General features: G+C 70.5%; 15 protein-coding genes. 6 read left to right on the top strand and 9 right to left on the bottom strand.

The window, feature by feature from the left end:
* Positions 1 to 113: 113 nt before the first annotated feature.
* From hemG to EV192_RS42440, 3 genes are all read right to left on the bottom strand, one after another.
* Complete coding sequence (gene hemG / locus EV192_RS42430; protein WP_132124399.1) at positions 114 to 1,562, bottom strand: protoporphyrinogen oxidase; 1,449 nt, start codon at positions 1,560 to 1,562, stop codon at positions 114 to 116.
* Positions 1,562 to 2,629 (bottom strand): uroporphyrinogen decarboxylase, encoded by a 1,068-nt coding sequence (gene hemE / locus EV192_RS42435; RefSeq protein WP_132124400.1) that lies wholly within the window; start codon positions 2,627 to 2,629, stop codon positions 1,562 to 1,564. The genes hemG and hemE overlap by 1 nt, the downstream gene beginning before the upstream one ends.
* A gap of 64 nt (positions 2,630 to 2,693) precedes the next feature.
* On the bottom strand, positions 2,694 to 3,164 hold the full coding sequence (locus EV192_RS42440; RefSeq protein WP_132124401.1) for a DUF3592 domain-containing protein: 471 nt from the start codon (positions 3,162 to 3,164) through the stop codon (positions 2,694 to 2,696).
* Between the two features lie 550 nt (positions 3,165 to 3,714).
* Here EV192_RS42440 and EV192_RS42445 point away from each other — a divergent pair.
* Entirely contained in the window at positions 3,715 to 4,266 is a 552-nt protein-coding gene (locus tag EV192_RS42445) for a DUF3000 domain-containing protein (RefSeq protein WP_132124402.1), read from the top strand.
* Here EV192_RS42445 and EV192_RS42450 read toward each other — a convergent pair.
* Positions 4,256 to 5,401, bottom strand: coding sequence for a dipeptidase (locus EV192_RS42450; protein ID WP_132124403.1), 1,146 nt, complete (start codon positions 5,399 to 5,401; stop codon positions 4,256 to 4,258). The genes EV192_RS42445 and EV192_RS42450 overlap by 11 nt on opposite strands.
* A gap of 255 nt (positions 5,402 to 5,656) precedes the next feature.
* Between EV192_RS42450 and EV192_RS42455 the strand changes: the two genes are divergently transcribed.
* Both EV192_RS42455 and EV192_RS42460 read left to right on the top strand, forming a co-directional pair.
* Positions 5,657 to 6,373 carry a response regulator gene (locus EV192_RS42455; RefSeq protein WP_037262141.1) on the top strand — a complete coding sequence of 239 codons (717 nt, stop codon included), beginning with the start codon at positions 5,657 to 5,659 and terminating at the stop codon, positions 6,371 to 6,373.
* Between the two features lie 152 nt (positions 6,374 to 6,525).
* Positions 6,526 to 7,683: a ribonuclease D gene (locus EV192_RS42460; RefSeq protein WP_132124571.1), complete on the top strand. Its 1,158-nt coding sequence runs from the start codon at positions 6,526 to 6,528 to the stop codon at positions 7,681 to 7,683.
* An 8-nt stretch (positions 7,684 to 7,691) separates the two neighbouring features.
* Here EV192_RS42460 and EV192_RS42465 read toward each other — a convergent pair whose 3' ends face one another.
* The 4 genes from EV192_RS42465 to EV192_RS42480 are packed head-to-tail and all read right to left on the bottom strand — an operon-like array spanning position 7,692 to position 10,496.
* On the bottom strand, positions 7,692 to 8,000 hold the full coding sequence (locus EV192_RS42465; RefSeq protein WP_132124404.1) for a hypothetical protein: 309 nt from the start codon (positions 7,998 to 8,000) through the stop codon (positions 7,692 to 7,694).
* 11 nt (positions 8,001 to 8,011) lie between these two features.
* A complete protein-coding gene (locus EV192_RS42470) occupies positions 8,012 to 9,763 on the bottom strand; it encodes a WXG100 family type VII secretion target (protein WP_132124405.1) in 1,752 nt (583 codons plus the stop codon).
* Entirely contained in the window at positions 9,760 to 10,065 is a 306-nt protein-coding gene (locus EV192_RS42475) for a type VII secretion target (RefSeq protein WP_132124406.1), read from the bottom strand. The genes EV192_RS42470 and EV192_RS42475 overlap by 4 nt, the downstream gene beginning before the upstream one ends.
* Positions 10,062 to 10,496 carry a YbaB/EbfC family nucleoid-associated protein gene (locus tag EV192_RS42480; RefSeq protein WP_132124407.1) on the bottom strand — a complete coding sequence of 145 codons (435 nt, stop codon included), beginning with the start codon at positions 10,494 to 10,496 and terminating at the stop codon, positions 10,062 to 10,064. The genes EV192_RS42475 and EV192_RS42480 overlap by 4 nt, the downstream gene beginning before the upstream one ends.
* A 197-nt stretch (positions 10,497 to 10,693) precedes the next feature.
* Between EV192_RS42480 and EV192_RS42485 the strand changes: the two genes are divergently transcribed.
* The 3 genes from EV192_RS42485 to EV192_RS42495 all read left to right on the top strand — a co-directional run bounded on the left by EV192_RS42485 (position 10,694) and on the right by EV192_RS42495 (position 15,594).
* Positions 10,694 to 11,884, top strand: coding sequence for a thiolase family protein (locus tag EV192_RS42485; protein WP_132124572.1), 1,191 nt, complete (start codon positions 10,694 to 10,696; stop codon positions 11,882 to 11,884).
* Positions 11,877 to 13,952 (top strand): 3-hydroxyacyl-CoA dehydrogenase NAD-binding domain-containing protein, encoded by a 2,076-nt coding sequence (locus EV192_RS42490; RefSeq protein WP_132124408.1) that lies wholly within the window; start codon positions 11,877 to 11,879, stop codon positions 13,950 to 13,952. Before EV192_RS42485 ends, EV192_RS42490 begins: the two co-directional genes overlap by 8 nt.
* Before the next feature lie 88 nt (positions 13,953 to 14,040).
* Positions 14,041 to 15,594 carry a PHP domain-containing protein gene (locus tag EV192_RS42495; protein WP_132124409.1) on the top strand — a complete coding sequence of 518 codons (1,554 nt, stop codon included), beginning with the start codon at positions 14,041 to 14,043 and terminating at the stop codon, positions 15,592 to 15,594.
* Here the strand turns inward: EV192_RS42495 and EV192_RS42500 are convergent.
* A complete protein-coding gene (locus tag EV192_RS42500; protein ID WP_132124410.1) occupies positions 15,538 to 15,849 on the bottom strand; it encodes a hypothetical protein in 312 nt (103 codons plus the stop codon). The two genes, EV192_RS42495 and EV192_RS42500, sit on opposite strands and share 57 nt — an antisense overlap.
* Positions 15,850 to 15,981: the final 132 nt, after the last annotated feature.

The following is a 15,981-nucleotide window of genomic DNA, read 5'->3' on the forward strand; positions in this document are numbered from 1 at the left end:
GTCGAATGCTCCCGGACCCGAATTGCGCGTCCGCAAGAGACCGTCGGCCTCGATACCCTATTGTGAATCACTGGAGAAACGACCACATCGGGCCCGGACTGTAGCACAGCCGGTTAGTCACCCACTAGGCCACTCGGCGCACCAATTTCGTCCGATCGCGAAGCGAGGTAACCGCTGATCGCCGCCGCCGCGGCGTATGCGGTGTCGATGGCCGCAGGTATCCCGACGCCGTGCAGACTGGCGCCGGCAACGGCGAGACCAGGCATTTTCCCGACCGCTCGCTCGATCGCGGCGACCGCGGCGGTGTGCTCGGTGCCGTACTGCGGCAGGCCGCCACCCCAACGGGTCACGATTCGCTCGACCGGAGCAACGTCGACTCCGGTGAGTTCCCGCAGGTCTGCCCGGATCGCGGCGACCAGGTCGTCGTCGTCTCGTTGCAGCGTCTCAGCTTCGCCGTACCGGCCGACCGACGCCCGCAACTGGACGGGCTCGCCGGCGGCCCGTCCCCACTTGCGGCTGGTGAATGTGAACGCCTTGGCGGTGAACGGGGTTCCGTCCGCGTGCCGCTCCCCCACGGCCAGCAGCACACCGCTCGCCTGGGGCAGTTCGACGTCCGGCGGCAGGGCCATGCTCACCAGGGCCGACGACGCCACATCGATCTTCTCGTACGCCGCCGAGGCCGCCGGCACCTCGTCCGCGAGCAGCCGGCGCGCGGCCGGCGCGGGCACAGCGACCACGACGGCGTCGGCGGTGATGAACTCGGGCGCGGCCGCGCTGCCGATCTCCAGCCGCCAGCCGTTCTGGACGCGCCGCAACCCGCGTACCGGCAGACCCAGCCGGATCGTCGCACCGGACTGCCGCGCCAAAGCGCTTGTGAGGACGGCCATCCCGCCCTGGATGGCGCCGAACACGGGCTTGCGCGGCTGGTCAGTCGGGGGCGGCGGGCCGAGGACGCGGCTCACCGCGTCGGTGAGGGATGTGGCGACGCCGGCGAGCGCGGGCATGGTCGCCCGGAGGCCCAGAAGGTCGGCGCGACCGGCGTACACCCCGCCGAGCAGCGGTTCGACCAACCGGTCGACCAGTTCCCGGCCGAACCGTTCGCCGATCACCTGTCCCACGGACACGTCCGGCGCCTCGGGGTCGCGCGCCAGGTCCAGTGGCGGCAGGTGTTGTTCCGCGGCGACCTTCGCGACGCCGTCGGCCGACAGCACCTGGTCGACCTCGGCCGGACCTGCGGGCAGCCCCAGGAAGGTCCGACGTGGCAAGGAGACCGTGCGGCCGGCGGCGCGCACGGTGGCCGCGGACAGCACAGGGTGGACCAGCAGATCGCTCAAGCCCAGGTCGTCGACGAGGGTGAGAGCGGTCGGGTTGCGGGTGACGAACGCCTCGGCGCCGACGTCGACCGCGCGCCCGGCGACTTCCGTGGTGCGCAGCTTGCCGCCAAGCTTTGTCGTCGATTCGACGACCGTGATGTCCGCGCGGTCGCCGAGCCGCCGCCGCAGCTCGTGCGCGGCGGCGAGGCCGGCGATCCCGCCGCCGATGACGACGACCGAGGCGGGCATCAGGGAATGCTGTGGACCAGTTCGACCACCCTGGTCAGCACGGTCGGGTCGGTCTCCGGCAGCACGCCGTGACCGAGGTTGAACACGTGACCCGCGGCGGCTTTGCCTTCCCGCACGATCCGCCGCACCTCCCGCTCGACGACGCCCCACCCGGCGAACAGCACGGCGGGGTCAAGATTGCCCTGCACGACGGGTTTCGGCGCGTCCGGCGCGGCCCGCTCAAGCCGCCGCACAGCCACGTCCAACGGCAGCCGCCAGTCGACACCGACCACGTCCGCCCCGGCCTCCCGCATGGCCGGCAGCAACTCGGCCGTGCCGACACCGAAGTGGATCCGGGGGACGCCGGCCTGGGCGAGCCCGTCGAGAACCTTCCGCGAGTGCGGGAACACGAACTCCCGATAGTCCTTTTCGGACAGTGCGCCGGCCCACGAGTCGAACAGCTGGACGGCGTCGACACCGGCGGCGATCTGGACGTTCAGGAAGGCGAGGGTGTAGTCCGCGATCCGGCCGAGCAGCGCGTGCCACACGTCGGGCGCGGACATCATCATGGCCTTGGTGCGTTCGTGGTTGCGGCTCGGCCCGCCCTCGATCAGGTACGACGCGAGCGTGAACGGCGCCCCGGCGAACCCGATCAGCGGTGTCGGCCCCAACTCCCCGAGAAGGATCCCGATGGCGTCGGCGACCGGCCGCAGCCGCGCGGGATCCAGCTCCGGCAACGCGCCGACCCCGGCCAGGTCCCGCACGGGCTGGGCCACCACGGGCCCGGTGCCCGGGACGATGTCCAGGTCGATCCCGGCCGCGGCCAACGGGACGACGATGTCGCTGAACAGGATGGCCGCGTCCACCCCGTGCCGGCGAACCGGTTGCAGGGTGACCTCGGCCACCATCTCCGGGGTGAAACACGCCTGGAGCATGGGCGTGCCCTCCCGCAACGCCCGGTACTCCGGCAACGAACGGCCGGCCTGGCGCATGAACCACACCGGAGTGCGCGCCGGAGCCTGGCCACGGGCAGCCACCAACAAAGGAGCGTCGACAAGGTCCCGACGGACCGGCGAAGTCATGGTCATGATGCCCCCGATGATTCCACAACGCCCGACCGCCCGGTCCACGGTTCGGCCTGAGTCGAATCCCTCAGCGCACGATCATGAACAGCCGGTCGGCCGGGTCGACCCTGGCGGTCAACTGGGTGCCCACCCGTAGGTCGGGCTCGTCGGTGCACTCGACGGTCGCCTCGAACGGCGCGAACCCCTCCCCACTGATCCGCAGCCGCAACTCGACCCCCACCATCCCACTCATGTCGGTGTCGCGGACCGCCACGATCTCCGCGGTCGCCAACACCCCCTCCCGCTCCAGCCGCCGCGTCTCCGCGACCCGCCGCGAAGTCGACCCCCAGATGACCCACCCCAACGGAATCGTCCCCACCGCCACCACACAACCCACCACCAGCGGAACCCACCGGTTCCCCTCGACGACCACGGCGAACGCCAACACGATCGGCCCAGTCAGCCAGACAACCACGGCCATCACATACAGCGTCACCCGCGAACCCGGCCCGAACCGCCCACCCAACTTCGCCGACGACTCCTGCACATACCGCGCCATTGCTGAATGTTAAGCCGCGATCCCCAGGCCGGAACCGCCTTCCGCCGACCCCACGATCAAATCCCGGCCACCGGCACCACCCACCCACCCCCAGCACCCACCCCGACACCTCCCCATCCGAACCCACCCGGCAGCCACCCGCCCAGACACTCCAGCCCACCCAACACTCATCCCAGTCACATCACCGCCCCAACCGACGGCCACCCGCCCAACACCCCCAGCCCACAGTCACCACCCAGCAGCCGCCCAGCCGACACCCCACCGGCACCAGCCACCCCGCCACCGGGCCGCGCCATCGGCTGCGATCACCACCCGCTGCCCGCTGCCCACCATCCGTTCGGCCGACGAACCGCCGCCGTCCCATCCCCGCCCGGAGCGTCGCTCCGCTTTATCCGCGCACCCTGTTCGGAGCGGACGTCGACCCGGCCCGTTCGGGGTGCTTGATGATCATTCCGCCCACTGACTGTGTGCGTCGTGGGGGTGTCGGATCCGAAGTCGCTCGGCGCGCCGTCCCGGCTCACCGTCTCGGGTGGTCCTACAGTTACCAGTCGTGACCAGAACGCCCGAAGCTCCCGAGGTCTTTCGTCAGGCCATCGTGGCGCTGCGGTCGCTACGGCCCCGTCCCGAGGTGCTCCTGGAGGAGGTTCGGCCGCCGCAGCGGCTGGCGCCGTGGGCGTTCGCGATCACCGCGGAGGTCAACGGGCCCGCCGAGGTGTTGGCGACCGGGCGGCTGGTGTTGCTGCACGACCCGGAGGGGCAGGTCGCCTGGGACGGTGACCTGCGCGTTGTCGCTTATGTCCGGGCCGAGCTGGATGCCGAGCTGGCGGCCGATCCGCTGTTGCCCGCGGTGGGCTGGTCGTGGTTGACGGACGCGTTGGAGGCGTCCGGGGCCCAGTTCGCGGCGTTGGGCGGGACCGTCACCGAGACCTCTTCGGCCCGGTTCGGGGACATCGCCGGCCCGGCTCGCACGGACGACCTGGAGCTGCGGGCCTCGTGGACTCCCCGCACGACCGACATCGGGCCGCACGGGGAGGCGTTCTGCGATCTGCTGGCCAGCGTCGTCGGACTGCCGCCGGTCGGCGTCACACTCTTCAAGGCGTAGCGGAAACGTCCTCAGCGGCCCGCAACACCCGCAGCACGTTCCTGCCGGCGAGTTTCGCGCAGTCCTCCTCGCTCCACCCGCGGTCCAGCAACAGCCCGAACAGGTTCGGGTACTTCGACACGTCCTCGAGGCCGGCCGGCAGCGACGGCACCCCGTCGTAGTCGCCGCCGATCCCGATGTGGTCGATCCCGGCGACCTCGCGAGCGTGCTCCACGTGCGCCACCACCTCGTCCACGGTGGTCGTGGGCTCCGCGGGGCCGTCCCACGACTCGACGAACTTGCTCCGCACCGCCAGGTCCCGGTGGTCCAGGCCGGCCTCGTCCATCGCGGCTTGGACGCCCAGATCCCACTCGGCCAACGCCGGTGAAACGAACCGTGGGACGAATGTGATCATGCACACGCCGCCGTTGCCGGCGAGCCGGGCGAGGACGTCGTCGGGCACGTTGCGTGGGTGGTCGTTCACCGCGCGGCACGACGAGTGGGTGAAGACCACCGGGGCGGACGTGGTCGCCAGCGCGTCCCGCATGGTCGACGGCGCCACGTGGGACAGGTCCACGAGCATCCCGATCCGGTTCATCTCCCGGACGACGTCCCGCCCGAAGTCGGTCAGGCCGTCGTGCGCCGGCTCATCCGTCGCGGAGTCCGCCCACGGGGTGTTCAGGTTGTGCGTGAGCGTCATGTACCGGACGCCGAGCCGCCGCAGGGCCCGCAACACGCCGAGCGACTCGGCGATGCAGTGCCCGCCTTCGGCGCCCAGCATGGAAGCGATCTTGCCTGCTCGGAAGGCCGCCTCGGCCTCGTCGGCGGTGGTCGCCAAAGCGAGATCCTGGGGGTAACGTTCCGCTAGTTGGTACACCACCTCGATCTGTTCGAGGACCGCGGTGACCGCCGCGTGCCCTTCGAACTGGCACGGTACGTACACCGACCAGAACTGCAGACCTACGCCACCCCGACGAAGCCTGGGGATGTCTGTGTGCAACCCGGGTTGCGTGGTTGTCAGATCGGCCGACCCAACGGCGGCGGCCGGATCAGGCCCCGCCAGGAGGCGCAGCGCCCACGGGAGATCGTTGTGGCCGTCGGCCAATTGGACGGCCCCGAGGAGAGCGGTAGCCCGGTCGTAGCCTGCGGTGTTCATACCCATGACCCCATTCAATCGTCTCGGCACGAGGCGTCGTTACGTCACCTTTTGTGGAGTCATCCGATCGTGTGACACGAGGCCCAGAAAGTCACAACCCGATCGGATACATACCCGATTGATCGTCCCGTTGACCCGCTTGGGCGGCTAGGCTGCCTTCGTCGACACCACTTTCGGTCCATCAGCGGCGCGGCTGATTGGCGGAAAGTCCCGGTGCCGGTCGGGGGGCACGACCGACTCCAGGGAGGTAGTGACGTGGCTGCCGTCGGCTTAGGTCAGGCCGTTCGAACCACGCCAGCCGGCGCGTTGCCGGCGAACATGGTCCCGCACCCGCGGGAAGAGTTGTTCTCGGTGTTGGTGGTCGATGACCATCCGTTGTTGAGGGAGGCGATAGCTGCCCGGTTGACCCAGATGGGCGCGGGCACGGTGCACGAGGCCGCTTCGGTGGCCGAGGCGAGGGCACGGGCGTTGGCCACTGGGCCATGCGACCTGGCGATCCTCGATCTCGGTCTGCCCGACGGCTCGGGTATCGAACTGGTTACGGAACTCCGTAGCCACGGGTGGCCCAGGATCGTGGTGCTGGCGTCGTCCGACGACCCGTACGCCGTGCGTTCGGCCTTCCAGGCAGGGGCCCAGGCCTACCTGCTGAAGTCCGCATCGCCGGTGGTGGTGACCGACGGAGTCCGGCGCGTCCTCGAGGGCGGCGTGTACGCCGACCCGAGCGTCGCTCCGGTGCTCGCGACGGGCACCCGGGTCCCGGGGACCGACAACACACCGCGTGAGCTGTCCGCCCGCGAGGTTGAGGTGCTGCAGCTGGTCGCCGATGGCCAGTCCAACAAGGAGATCGGCGAAGCGCTCAACCTGTCCGCACTCACGGTGAAGAGCCACCTGTCGCGCATCGGCAGGAAGCTCGGCACCGGGGACCGGGCTCAGATGGTCGCGCTGGCAATGCGTGCCGGCGTGATCCGCTGACTCGCTCATCGCCCGAAAACGTGCGATCGGCGGGTGGCCGTGACGTAGGGTCTCCCGCCGTGAGCACACCCGGATCTCCCACAACAGATCAGCCGGAGCCCGAAGCGGTTCCACTGGTCGAACCGGCGGGTGGTACGCCACCCGTGGTGACCATGCCGGCAGAGCTGCGGCGCGCGGCCGCAGCTCTGGCGGCGGGCTCCGGACCGGTCGCGGTCGACACCGAGCGCGCGTCCGGTTACCGGTACTCACAGCGGGCGTACCTGGTGCAGTTGCGCCGTGAGGGCGCCGGCACGGTTCTGGTGGATCCGGTCGCGCTGAACGATGAGGTGGACGTCCTCATCGAAGCGTTGGCGGGCACCGAGTGGGTGCTGCACGCCGCCTCCCAGGACCTGCCATGCCTGGCCGAACTGGGGATGCGGCCGAGCAAGCTGTTCGACACCGAGCTGGCCGGGCGGCTGGCCGGGTACGAACGCGTCGCGCTGGGCACCCTGGTCGAACGCGTGCTGGGCTACCGGCTGGAGAAGGGCCACGGCGCCGCCGACTGGTCCCGCCGGCCGCTGCCCCGGGAATGGTTGAACTACGCGGCCCTGGACGTGGAACTGCTCGTGCCGCTGCGGGACGCCCTGGAAGCCGAGCTGGCGTCCCAGGGCAAGCTCGAGTGGGCGCTGGAGGAGTTCGACGCGTTGCGGGACGCCCCGACACCGGAACCCCGCAAGGAACCCTGGCGGCGTACCTCGGGCATCCATCGGGCCCGTGGCGCTCGTGCGCTGGCGTTCGTCCGTGCCCTCTGGGAGGTACGGGACTCGATCGCCCGCGAACGGGACGTCGCCCCCGGCCGGGTCCTGCCGGACAGTGCGATCGTGGACGCCGCCGTGGCCGCGCCGATCGACGAGGTCGGCCTGGTCAAGCTGCCGGTTTTCCGAGGACGTGCGCAGCGGCGGCTAGCCGGCACGTGGGCGCGCGCGTTGCGCACCGCCGCCGAGTTGCCACGCAACGAGCTCCCCGACCCGTCTCCGCAGCAGGACGGGCCTCCCCCGCCGAACCGCTGGGCGGACAAGGACCCGGCCGCGGCGGCTCGCCTGTCGGCCGCCCGGGCCAGCCTGGGCGCGCTCGCCGAGTCGCTGCGGATGCCGGTGGAGAACATGATCCAGCCGGATCTGGTCCGCCGGATCTGCTGGCAGCCGCCCGCCGACATCTCGGTGGACGGGACGACCGCGGCACTGCGCGCGGGCCACGCCAGGAACTGGCAGATCGGCCTGGTGGCCGAGCCGCTCAGCAAGGCGTTGCACACCCCGCCACCCACCGGCTGACCAGCCGATCAGCCGGGCCAGTCCCGGAGGTACTCGTCGAAGGGGACGTCGTCGACGGTGTCGCCGCCGACCCGGCGGAACCCGGCGATCACGTCGAAGTCCGGTTCGTAGCTGAACTTGACCCGCATCGGATGGCCGGCGTGCTCCGCCAGGAACTTCCACAGCGCCCTGGTCAGGTCCGGCTGTCCGGAGTTCGGCGGGGCGTCCTCGGCGCCCCGGTGGAACCGGACCACGGACCCGTCGTCGCCCACGAGCGGCTTGCCCAGCGGCAGCAGGACCTGACAGGGCGGGCACACCAGATACGCGTCGTCGCTCACGGCCGATCCTCTCACCTCGTCGGGAGGCGGGTGCCCAGGTTGTGGCGTCCCAGCTGCTGTCCGCTCTCGTCCCGGATCACCACGTCGACCCCGGCGTAGTCGCCGAGCCGCTGGTCGGTCCGCCGGTCCTGAAAGTAGCGGGTCAGGTCCGCCGCGTCCTGGCGGGTGGTTCCGTCGGGCAGCTGCACCCACACCTCGCCGTCGTAGCGCACCTGGGCCGCGCCGTCGGACAGCCTCGAGTTGAAGCTGTTCGGGCCGCCGATGACGGACTTGCCCTCCCGGCGGAGGACCACGTTCCCGTCCGCGTCCTTGAACTGGACGTCCGCTCCCTCACCGCCCTTGCGGGCGACGGTCGGCGTGGTCCCCGCCGGTCCGTCGCGGAGCATTGCCTCGGCGTTCACCTGGCTCAACGGCTGGCCCTTGCTGGAGTCCTCGGTCAGGTCGTGGACGAGTTCCTCCTGCTTGTCCGGTGGGAGGTCGTCGAACGACTTGGGCGTGTCCTTCGGGGGGTCGCCCAGCGTCGGTGGCGTGGCCGGCGGGGTCTGCGGCGACGGCGGGGGAGGAACCGCGCCCGGCGGGACGTTCTGAGGCGGCTTCTCCGGCGGTGTCCCGGTCGGGGGTGTGCCCGAGGGCGCGGTCCCCGGCGGCGTTTCCTGCGGCACCGTGCCCGGCTGCTGCGCCGGAGGTGAACCGGGCTGTTGCTGCGGCGGCGTGCCCAGCGGAGGCACGGCTTGTGGCGGGGTGCCGGTGTCCGGTGGCTTCTCCGGTGGCGGGCCGTCCGGTGGCGTCCCTGGCTGCGGGATCGGCGGGGTGCCGATCGGCGGCACGGGCGGTGTCCCGGGCTCGGTCCGTGGCGGCGTGCCCGGCTCGGGCGGCTTCTGCGGCGGGCGCGGCAGTGGGGGCAGAGGTCGCGGCGGAGCGGGGAAAGGAACAGGCGGGATGGGCTGTGGCTCGGGCAGCGGAACACGCTTGAGGAGCTCCCGGAGCAGCAGCCTCAAGAGCCACCAGAGCACCGCCGCCCCAGCGCCGGCATTGGCCTCGGTCGGGCCGATCGACCTGTCCAAGGAGGCGACCCGGACCAGCGTCGCCCCGCCGCCGTCGTCGGACCCCAGATGCGGCTTGAGGTTCGTCATCGCCTGTCGCAGCTGGCGTTCCAGGTCGCCGATGGGCGTCGCGTAGGCGTTGATCATCCTCGTCGCCTGGGCCAGCACGTTCGGCGTGAGCCCGCCTTCGGCCGCTTTCGCCTGTGTCGTATACGAGATCAGCTCCCGCACGAGCCCGGTGAGCAGGTCGGTCACCTTGGTCTTGGCGTCGGCGACCACACTGCCGACCAGCGTGGCGGCCGTCCCCATGGTCGCGAACAACGTCGCGGCTCCGCCCAGGGACGCGGCGAGGTCAGCGGCGTGACTCCGGTACGAGTCCGCCGCGTCGCCCACCCACGACGCGGTGTCGGCGGGTGCCGATCGGGCGAGCTCGTCGCGCACCTGGCCGACCGCCGCCGACACCTGCTGCCACGAGTCCGAATAGGACTGAACCACAGCGGCCCTGCCGGTCAACCGGTCCAGCGCGTCCTGCAACGGCTGGACGTACGGCACCAGCGCCGCCAGCCCGGCGCCGGGCAGCTGGTCGATCGGCCGCGTCGAGGCGTCCAACGCGAACATACTCCCGCCGGCCGACAATCCACCCGGAATCCAGCCGCCACCGACGATCGCCGCCCGCACCGCCTGCGCCTGGCCACCGACGTCCGTCGCCGGGGCACTCACGCGAGCCCGCCCAGTCTGGCCGCCTCCGTGGCTTCCCGACTGTCATACGTGCCAACGGATTCGCGGAGTCCCGCGGTGGCCGACTCCAGCGCGTCGACCGCGGCCCGCAACGTCTCCTGACCGGCACCGCCCAGTCCGTCCAGGGTTGACGCGATCTCCTGGCCCGTCTCGCCGTACGCGTCGCCGGTGATCGTCACCTGGCTCGCGGTGTCCAACGCCGCCCGTAACTCGCCCGCGAGCCCACTCAGCTTGCTCGCGTGCTTGGTCAACGCGTCCGTGACGACCTCGTAGGACTCGCTCATTGGATGTCCTCCATGACCGGGCGCCCATCCCAGTCGTCCTCGCCGCCGGCGATGCCGGTCCGTGGCGCTGGTGGAGTCGGTTCCAGCTCGGGTGGCTGTGGAAATCGCTCGCGTGCCTCCGCCACGATCAGGTGCGCGGCCGGGTCACGCGGACCGACGGTCTCGATCATGGCCTGCTGCAACAGATCCGGAATCCTGGCCTGCGCGCGGCGTACGCATTGCATGATCTCTACTGCGATCCGCGTCGCCGGTGTCGGTCGCCAGCGTTCCTTGAGGGTCAGGTCGGTCAGGTGACCGCTGGCGGACACCGTGACCTGGACCATGCCGTCGCGCGACACCTCGGTGACCGACAGCTGGGCGACCCGGTTCCGCATGTCCTGATAGCGCTGCGCGGTCTCGGCGACCTGTCGCTCCCAGTGCGTGCCCGACACGGCCCCTCCCTCGGGCGAACCGGCGTCTCACCACTCAGAGTGGCGCACACCACCACGACACGACCAGGGGACTGAGGTAGTTACCCGCCGGTAACCTCGACTAGAGTAGAGCCACGGCCGCCCTACCGGCGGGTAACCGGTAACAGAAGGAGGACATGGCTGTGGCCTCTGCCGCCCCACCAGCCGCCGCGCGCGCCCTGCGCACAGTGGTCTTCGTCGACGGCGTGCGGACGCCGTTCGGCAAGGCCGGCAAGAAGGGCATCTACGCCGAGACCCGGGCCGACGACCTGATCGTCAAGGTGATCAGGGAACTGCTGCGCAGGCACCCGGAACTGCCGCCGGAGCGGGTGGACGAGGTCGCCATCGCGGCCACCACCCAGATCGGCGACCAGGGCCTGACCATCGGCCGCACCGCCGCCCTCCTGGCCGGGCTGCCCAAGTCCGTGCCCGGCTTCGCCATCGACCGGATGTGCGCGGGCGCGATGACGGCCGTCACCACGACGGCCAGTGGCATCGCCTTCGGCGCGTACGACGTGGCCATCGCCGGCGGCGTCGAGCACATGGGCCGCCACCCCATGGGTGAGGGCGTGGACCCGAACCCACGGTTCCTGGCGGACCAGCTCGTCGACACGTCCGCCCTGGTGATGGGCCAGACCGCGGAGAACCTGCACGACCGGTTCCCACACCTGACCAAGGAACGCGCGGACGCCTTCGCCGCCGCGTCCCAGGAGAAGTACGCGAACGCGGTGAAGGCCGGCAAGATCGGACCGGAGTTCGTGCCCGTCGCCACCCGGTCCGCCGAGTTGAGCTGGGGCCTGGCGACCGAGGACGAGCCACCCCGGCCAGGCACCACAGTCGAGGCCCTGGCCGCGCTCAAGACCCCGTTCCGGCCGCACGGCCGGGTCACCGCAGGCAACGCTGCCGGCCTGAACGACGGAGCCACCGGAGCACTGCTCGCCGACGAGGAGACCGCCCGCGAACTGGGGCTGCCGGTCGGCATGCGGCTGGTCGGGTACGCGTTCGCCGGCGTCGAGCCCGAGGTGATGGGCGTCGGGCCGGTGCCGGCCACGGAGAAGGCGCTCGCCCGGACCGGGTTGAGCATCGACGACATCGGCCTGTTCGAGATCAACGAGGCGTTCGCCGTGCAGGTCCTGGCCTTCCTGGACCACTTCGGCATCGCGGACGACGACCCGCGGGTGAACCAGTGGGGCGGCGCGATCGCCACCGGCCACCCGCTGGCGTCCTCCGGCGTACGGCTGATGACGCAGCTGTCCCACCAGTTCGCGGAACGGCCCGACGTGCGGTACGGCATCACCACGATGTGTATCGGCATCGGCATGGGCGGCACTGTGATCTGGGAGAACCCGCACTGGAGGGGCAATGACTGACGAGGTCGTGACACACGCGGTCACCCGACTGGTCCACGTTCCGGGGCTGGTCAAGCCGGTCGCGGTGATCACCTTGGACAACGGCCACGACCACACCCGGCCGAACACGTTCGGCCAGGCCGGGCTGGCCAGCCTGGACGCCGCGTTCACCGCCGCGGTCGAGGCCTCCCCGGCCGCGATCGCGGTCACCGGCAAGCCGTTCATCTTCGCCGTCGGCGCCGACCTCACCGGCGTCGAGCAGGTCACCGACCGGGCGACCGCGCTGCAGATCGGCAAGCAGGGGCACGACGTGTTCCGCCGGTTCACCGACTCGCCGATCCCGACGTTCGCGTTCGTCAACGGCGCGGTCATGGGCGGCGGGCTGGAGCTGGCCCTGTCGTGCCACTACCGGACGCTGGCGTCGAACGCGGCCGCGATCGCGTTCCCCGAGTGTTTCCTGGGCCTCTTCCCGGGCTGGGGCGGCACGCAGCTGCTGCCGAACCTGATCGGCGTGGACCGCGCGGTGACCGTGATCATCGAGAACGCGTTGAACCAGAACAAGATGCTGAAGCCGGCGCAGGCGTTCGAGCTCGGCATCGCGGACGTGCTGTTCGACTCCGCGGACTACCTCGAACAGTCGCTGCTCTGGCTGGCCGACGTCGTGAACGGCGACACCACGGTCGCGCGCCCGTCGATCGACCGTGGCGAGGCGTGGGACGCGGCGATCGCCCGCGCCCAGGCCTTTGTGGACGCCAAGACCCACGGCGCCTCGCCCGGTGCCACTCGTGCGGTCGAGTTGTTGGACCTGGCTCGGCACAACGATCTCGACCGTGGCTACGACGCCGAGACGACGGCCCTGGCCGACGTCGTGATGGGCGACGAGCTGCGAGCCGGGCTGTACTCGTTCAACCTGGTGCAGAAGCGAGCGCGGCGCCCGGCCGGGGCACCGGACAAGTCCTTGGCCCGGCCGGTCACCAAGGTCGGCATCGTCGGCGCCGGCCTGATGGCGTCCCAGATGGCCCTGCTGTTCGCGCGGCGGCTGCACGTGCCGGTCGTGCTGACCGACATCGACCAGGCCCGGGTGGACAAAGGCGTCGGGTACGTGCACGGCGAGGTCGACAAGCTGCTGGGCCGCAAGCGGATCTCGCCGGACGAGGCGAACCGGCTCAAGGCCCTGGTGTCCGGTTCACTGGACAAGGCCGCGTTCGCGGACGCCGACTTCGTGATCGAGGCCGTGTTCGAGGACCTGTCGGTCAAGCAGCAGGTGTTCGCCGAGGTCGAGGAGTACGTGTCGGCCGAGTGCGTGCTCGCGACCAACACGTCCTCGCTGTCGGTCACCGAGATGGCCGCCAAGCTGCGGCACCCTTCGCGGGTCGTCGGGTTCCACTTCTTCAACCCGGTCGCGGTCATGCCGCTGCTGGAGATCGTCCGGGCCGCCGAGACCGACGACACCACACTGGCGACGGCGTTCGCGGTGGGCAAAGCACTGAAGAAGTCCTCGGTGCTGGTCAAGGACGCGCCCGCGTTCGTCGTCAACCGGCTGCTGACCCGGTTCCTCGGCGAGGTCACCGCGGCGCTCGACGAGGGCACCCCGTTCGAGGTGGCCGACCACGCGCTCGACCCGCTCGGCCTGCCGATGACGCCGATGGTCCTGCTGCAGCTCGTCGGCCCGGCGGTCGGCCTGCATGTCGCGGAGATCATGCACAACGCGTTCCCGGACCGGTTCGGCGTCAGCGAGAACATGAAGCGGTTCGTCGAGGCGGGCAAGACCGCGGTGTGGCAGTGGGACGCGCAGGGCAACCAGACCCTGGACCCGGAGGTAGCCGCACTGTGGCAGGCCGGCTCGTCGCCGTCGACCGGCCAGCAGCTCTTGGACCGCACGCTGGACGCGTTGGCCGACGAGATCCGGCGGATGCTCGACGAAGGTGTCGTGGCCGAGGCGCAGGACATCGACCTGTGCCTGATCCTGGGCGCCGGCTGGCCGTTCTGGCTCGGCGGCGTCACCCCGTACCTCGACCGGGCGGGCGTGTCGGAACGGGTGACGGGTAAGCGTTTCCTCACTCCGGGTGTCGCCAGCGTCCCTGTCTGATCTTTTGTCCGGTGGTCCACACCACGTGCGGGCCACCGGACATCAGCCGGCCACCTGCCGGCCACTTTGGGCCCTTAGCGTCCGCCGCATGAGCGACCGGAGACGATTCCTCAAGCGCGCGGGCATGCTTGGCGCGGCCGTGGCACTGGGCGGCACCACTCCTGCCGTGGCGGCGCCACTGGACCTGGACATCGACGTGGACCTGGGCCGGTTGCTCGGCCGCGACCGGTTCCGGTGGCTGGCAGGCGACCACCACACGCACACCCAGTACTCGTACGACGCGATGTACACAGTGGACGAAGTGGTGGGCAACGCGCTGCGGTACGGCGCCGACTGGCTGGTGATCACCGACCACGGCTACCCGGCACACGAGAAGTCCTCAGTGGAGGCCACCAACGCGGACATCCGCGCGGCCCGCCGCAGGCACCCGGGAATCCTGCTCTGGCACGGCATGGAGTGGAACGTCCCCAGCGCCGAGCACGCCACGGTGTTCTTCGCGCCAGGCGCGAACGAGGCGTCATTGCTGCGTACGTTCGAGCACGATCACGACTCCCGCCTGCAGAACGACGGTTCCAACTCGCCAGCGAACGAGACTCGCGCGGTGGACGCGGTACAGTGGTTGAAGGCGAACACGCGTGACCCGATCGTCGTGGTGAACCACCCGACGCGCAACGGCCGCGTCGCCCCACATGAGCTGCGTGCGTTGCGGGACACCGGAATCGTCATCGGCATGGAAGGAGCCCCCGGCGCCCAGGCCGATGGATTCCCCCAGCCCAACGGGAACGGCGGCCACCGCGGCGGCTACGGCAACTCCCCCGGCGCCGACTCGTGGCCCGGCTTCCCCGTTGAGGCGTACCGGACCTACGGCGGCTTCGACTGGATGACCGCGACCCTCGGCGGCGTCTGGGATTCCCTGCTGGCGGACGGCAAAGGCTTCTGGATCACCAGCAACTCGGACGCCCACTACAGCCGCGGCGACCACCTGGTCCGGCCCGCGGTGCCCGACGGCTACTACGACCAGACCGGCAAGTACCCCGACCCGATCCATGTGGACACACCGCAGATCCTGGCACCATACGCGGACTTCTTCCCCGCCCAGTTCAGCCGAACGGTCGTCGGCGCCACCCACCGGACATTCACCGGCGTCACCGAAGGACTCCGATCAGGCCGCGTATGGATCACCCACGGCGGCCTCGCCGACAACCTGGAGTTCTCGGCATACTCCTCGGAAGGGCGCACCGCCACGATCGGCGGCCGGCTCCGCGTCCGCCGAGGCGCGAACGTGACGGTCGTGCTGGCCGCCCGGCTCGCGTCCTGCCCGAACGCGAGCGGCTCGATCCCCCGGCTGCGCCGCCTGGACCTCATCCAAGGCCCGGTAACCGGCCCGTCCACACCCGACGCGGCCCATGTGGACGGTGTGACAGTGGCGGAATCCTTCGAACCACGCTGGTGGCCAGGAAACACCGTGTTCTTCAAACACACCTTCCGCAACGTCCGCGCGCCGTTCTACGTGCGCCTGCGCGGAACCGACGGAAACCGCCACACCCCCAACGGCATCGAACCAATCGCCGACATCGTCGGCCAGTCAGATCCCTTCCAGGACCTCTGGTGCTACACCAACCCGATCTTCATCGACATGTGACACCGTCACTTCGGAAGCCGGCTCGTCGACCTCGGCGCCGTCCTGCGAAGACAGCGCCGACGACACCAAACTGGGCTCGGCCGGCTCAACGCGGGTCGTCGCACGTCCTTCCCTGGGCGACTCCACATCAATGTGACCGATGATCTGGTTCGCCCGCAGATCCGCGGTGACATTCAAGGCGCCCACCGTGTCCGGTATCCGGATCGCGGCGGTGAGCGTCCCAGTGTCCGCCGATTGGGCGACCTGGGCCGGCAACCGGATCTGCGGATCAGCCCTTTCCTGCCGCGACCGGAGCGTCGGTGGCCCGCAACGTCCCGGAACGAACCGAGTCACGAACAGTCACCCAGGATGACCCCCTGTCGTCGAAGGCCATCGCACCCGACTTCG

Source organism: Actinocrispum wychmicini, from assembly GCF_004345645.1.
In the GTDB taxonomy this organism is placed as follows: domain Bacteria; phylum Actinomycetota; class Actinomycetes; order Mycobacteriales; family Pseudonocardiaceae; genus Kibdelosporangium; species Kibdelosporangium wychmicini.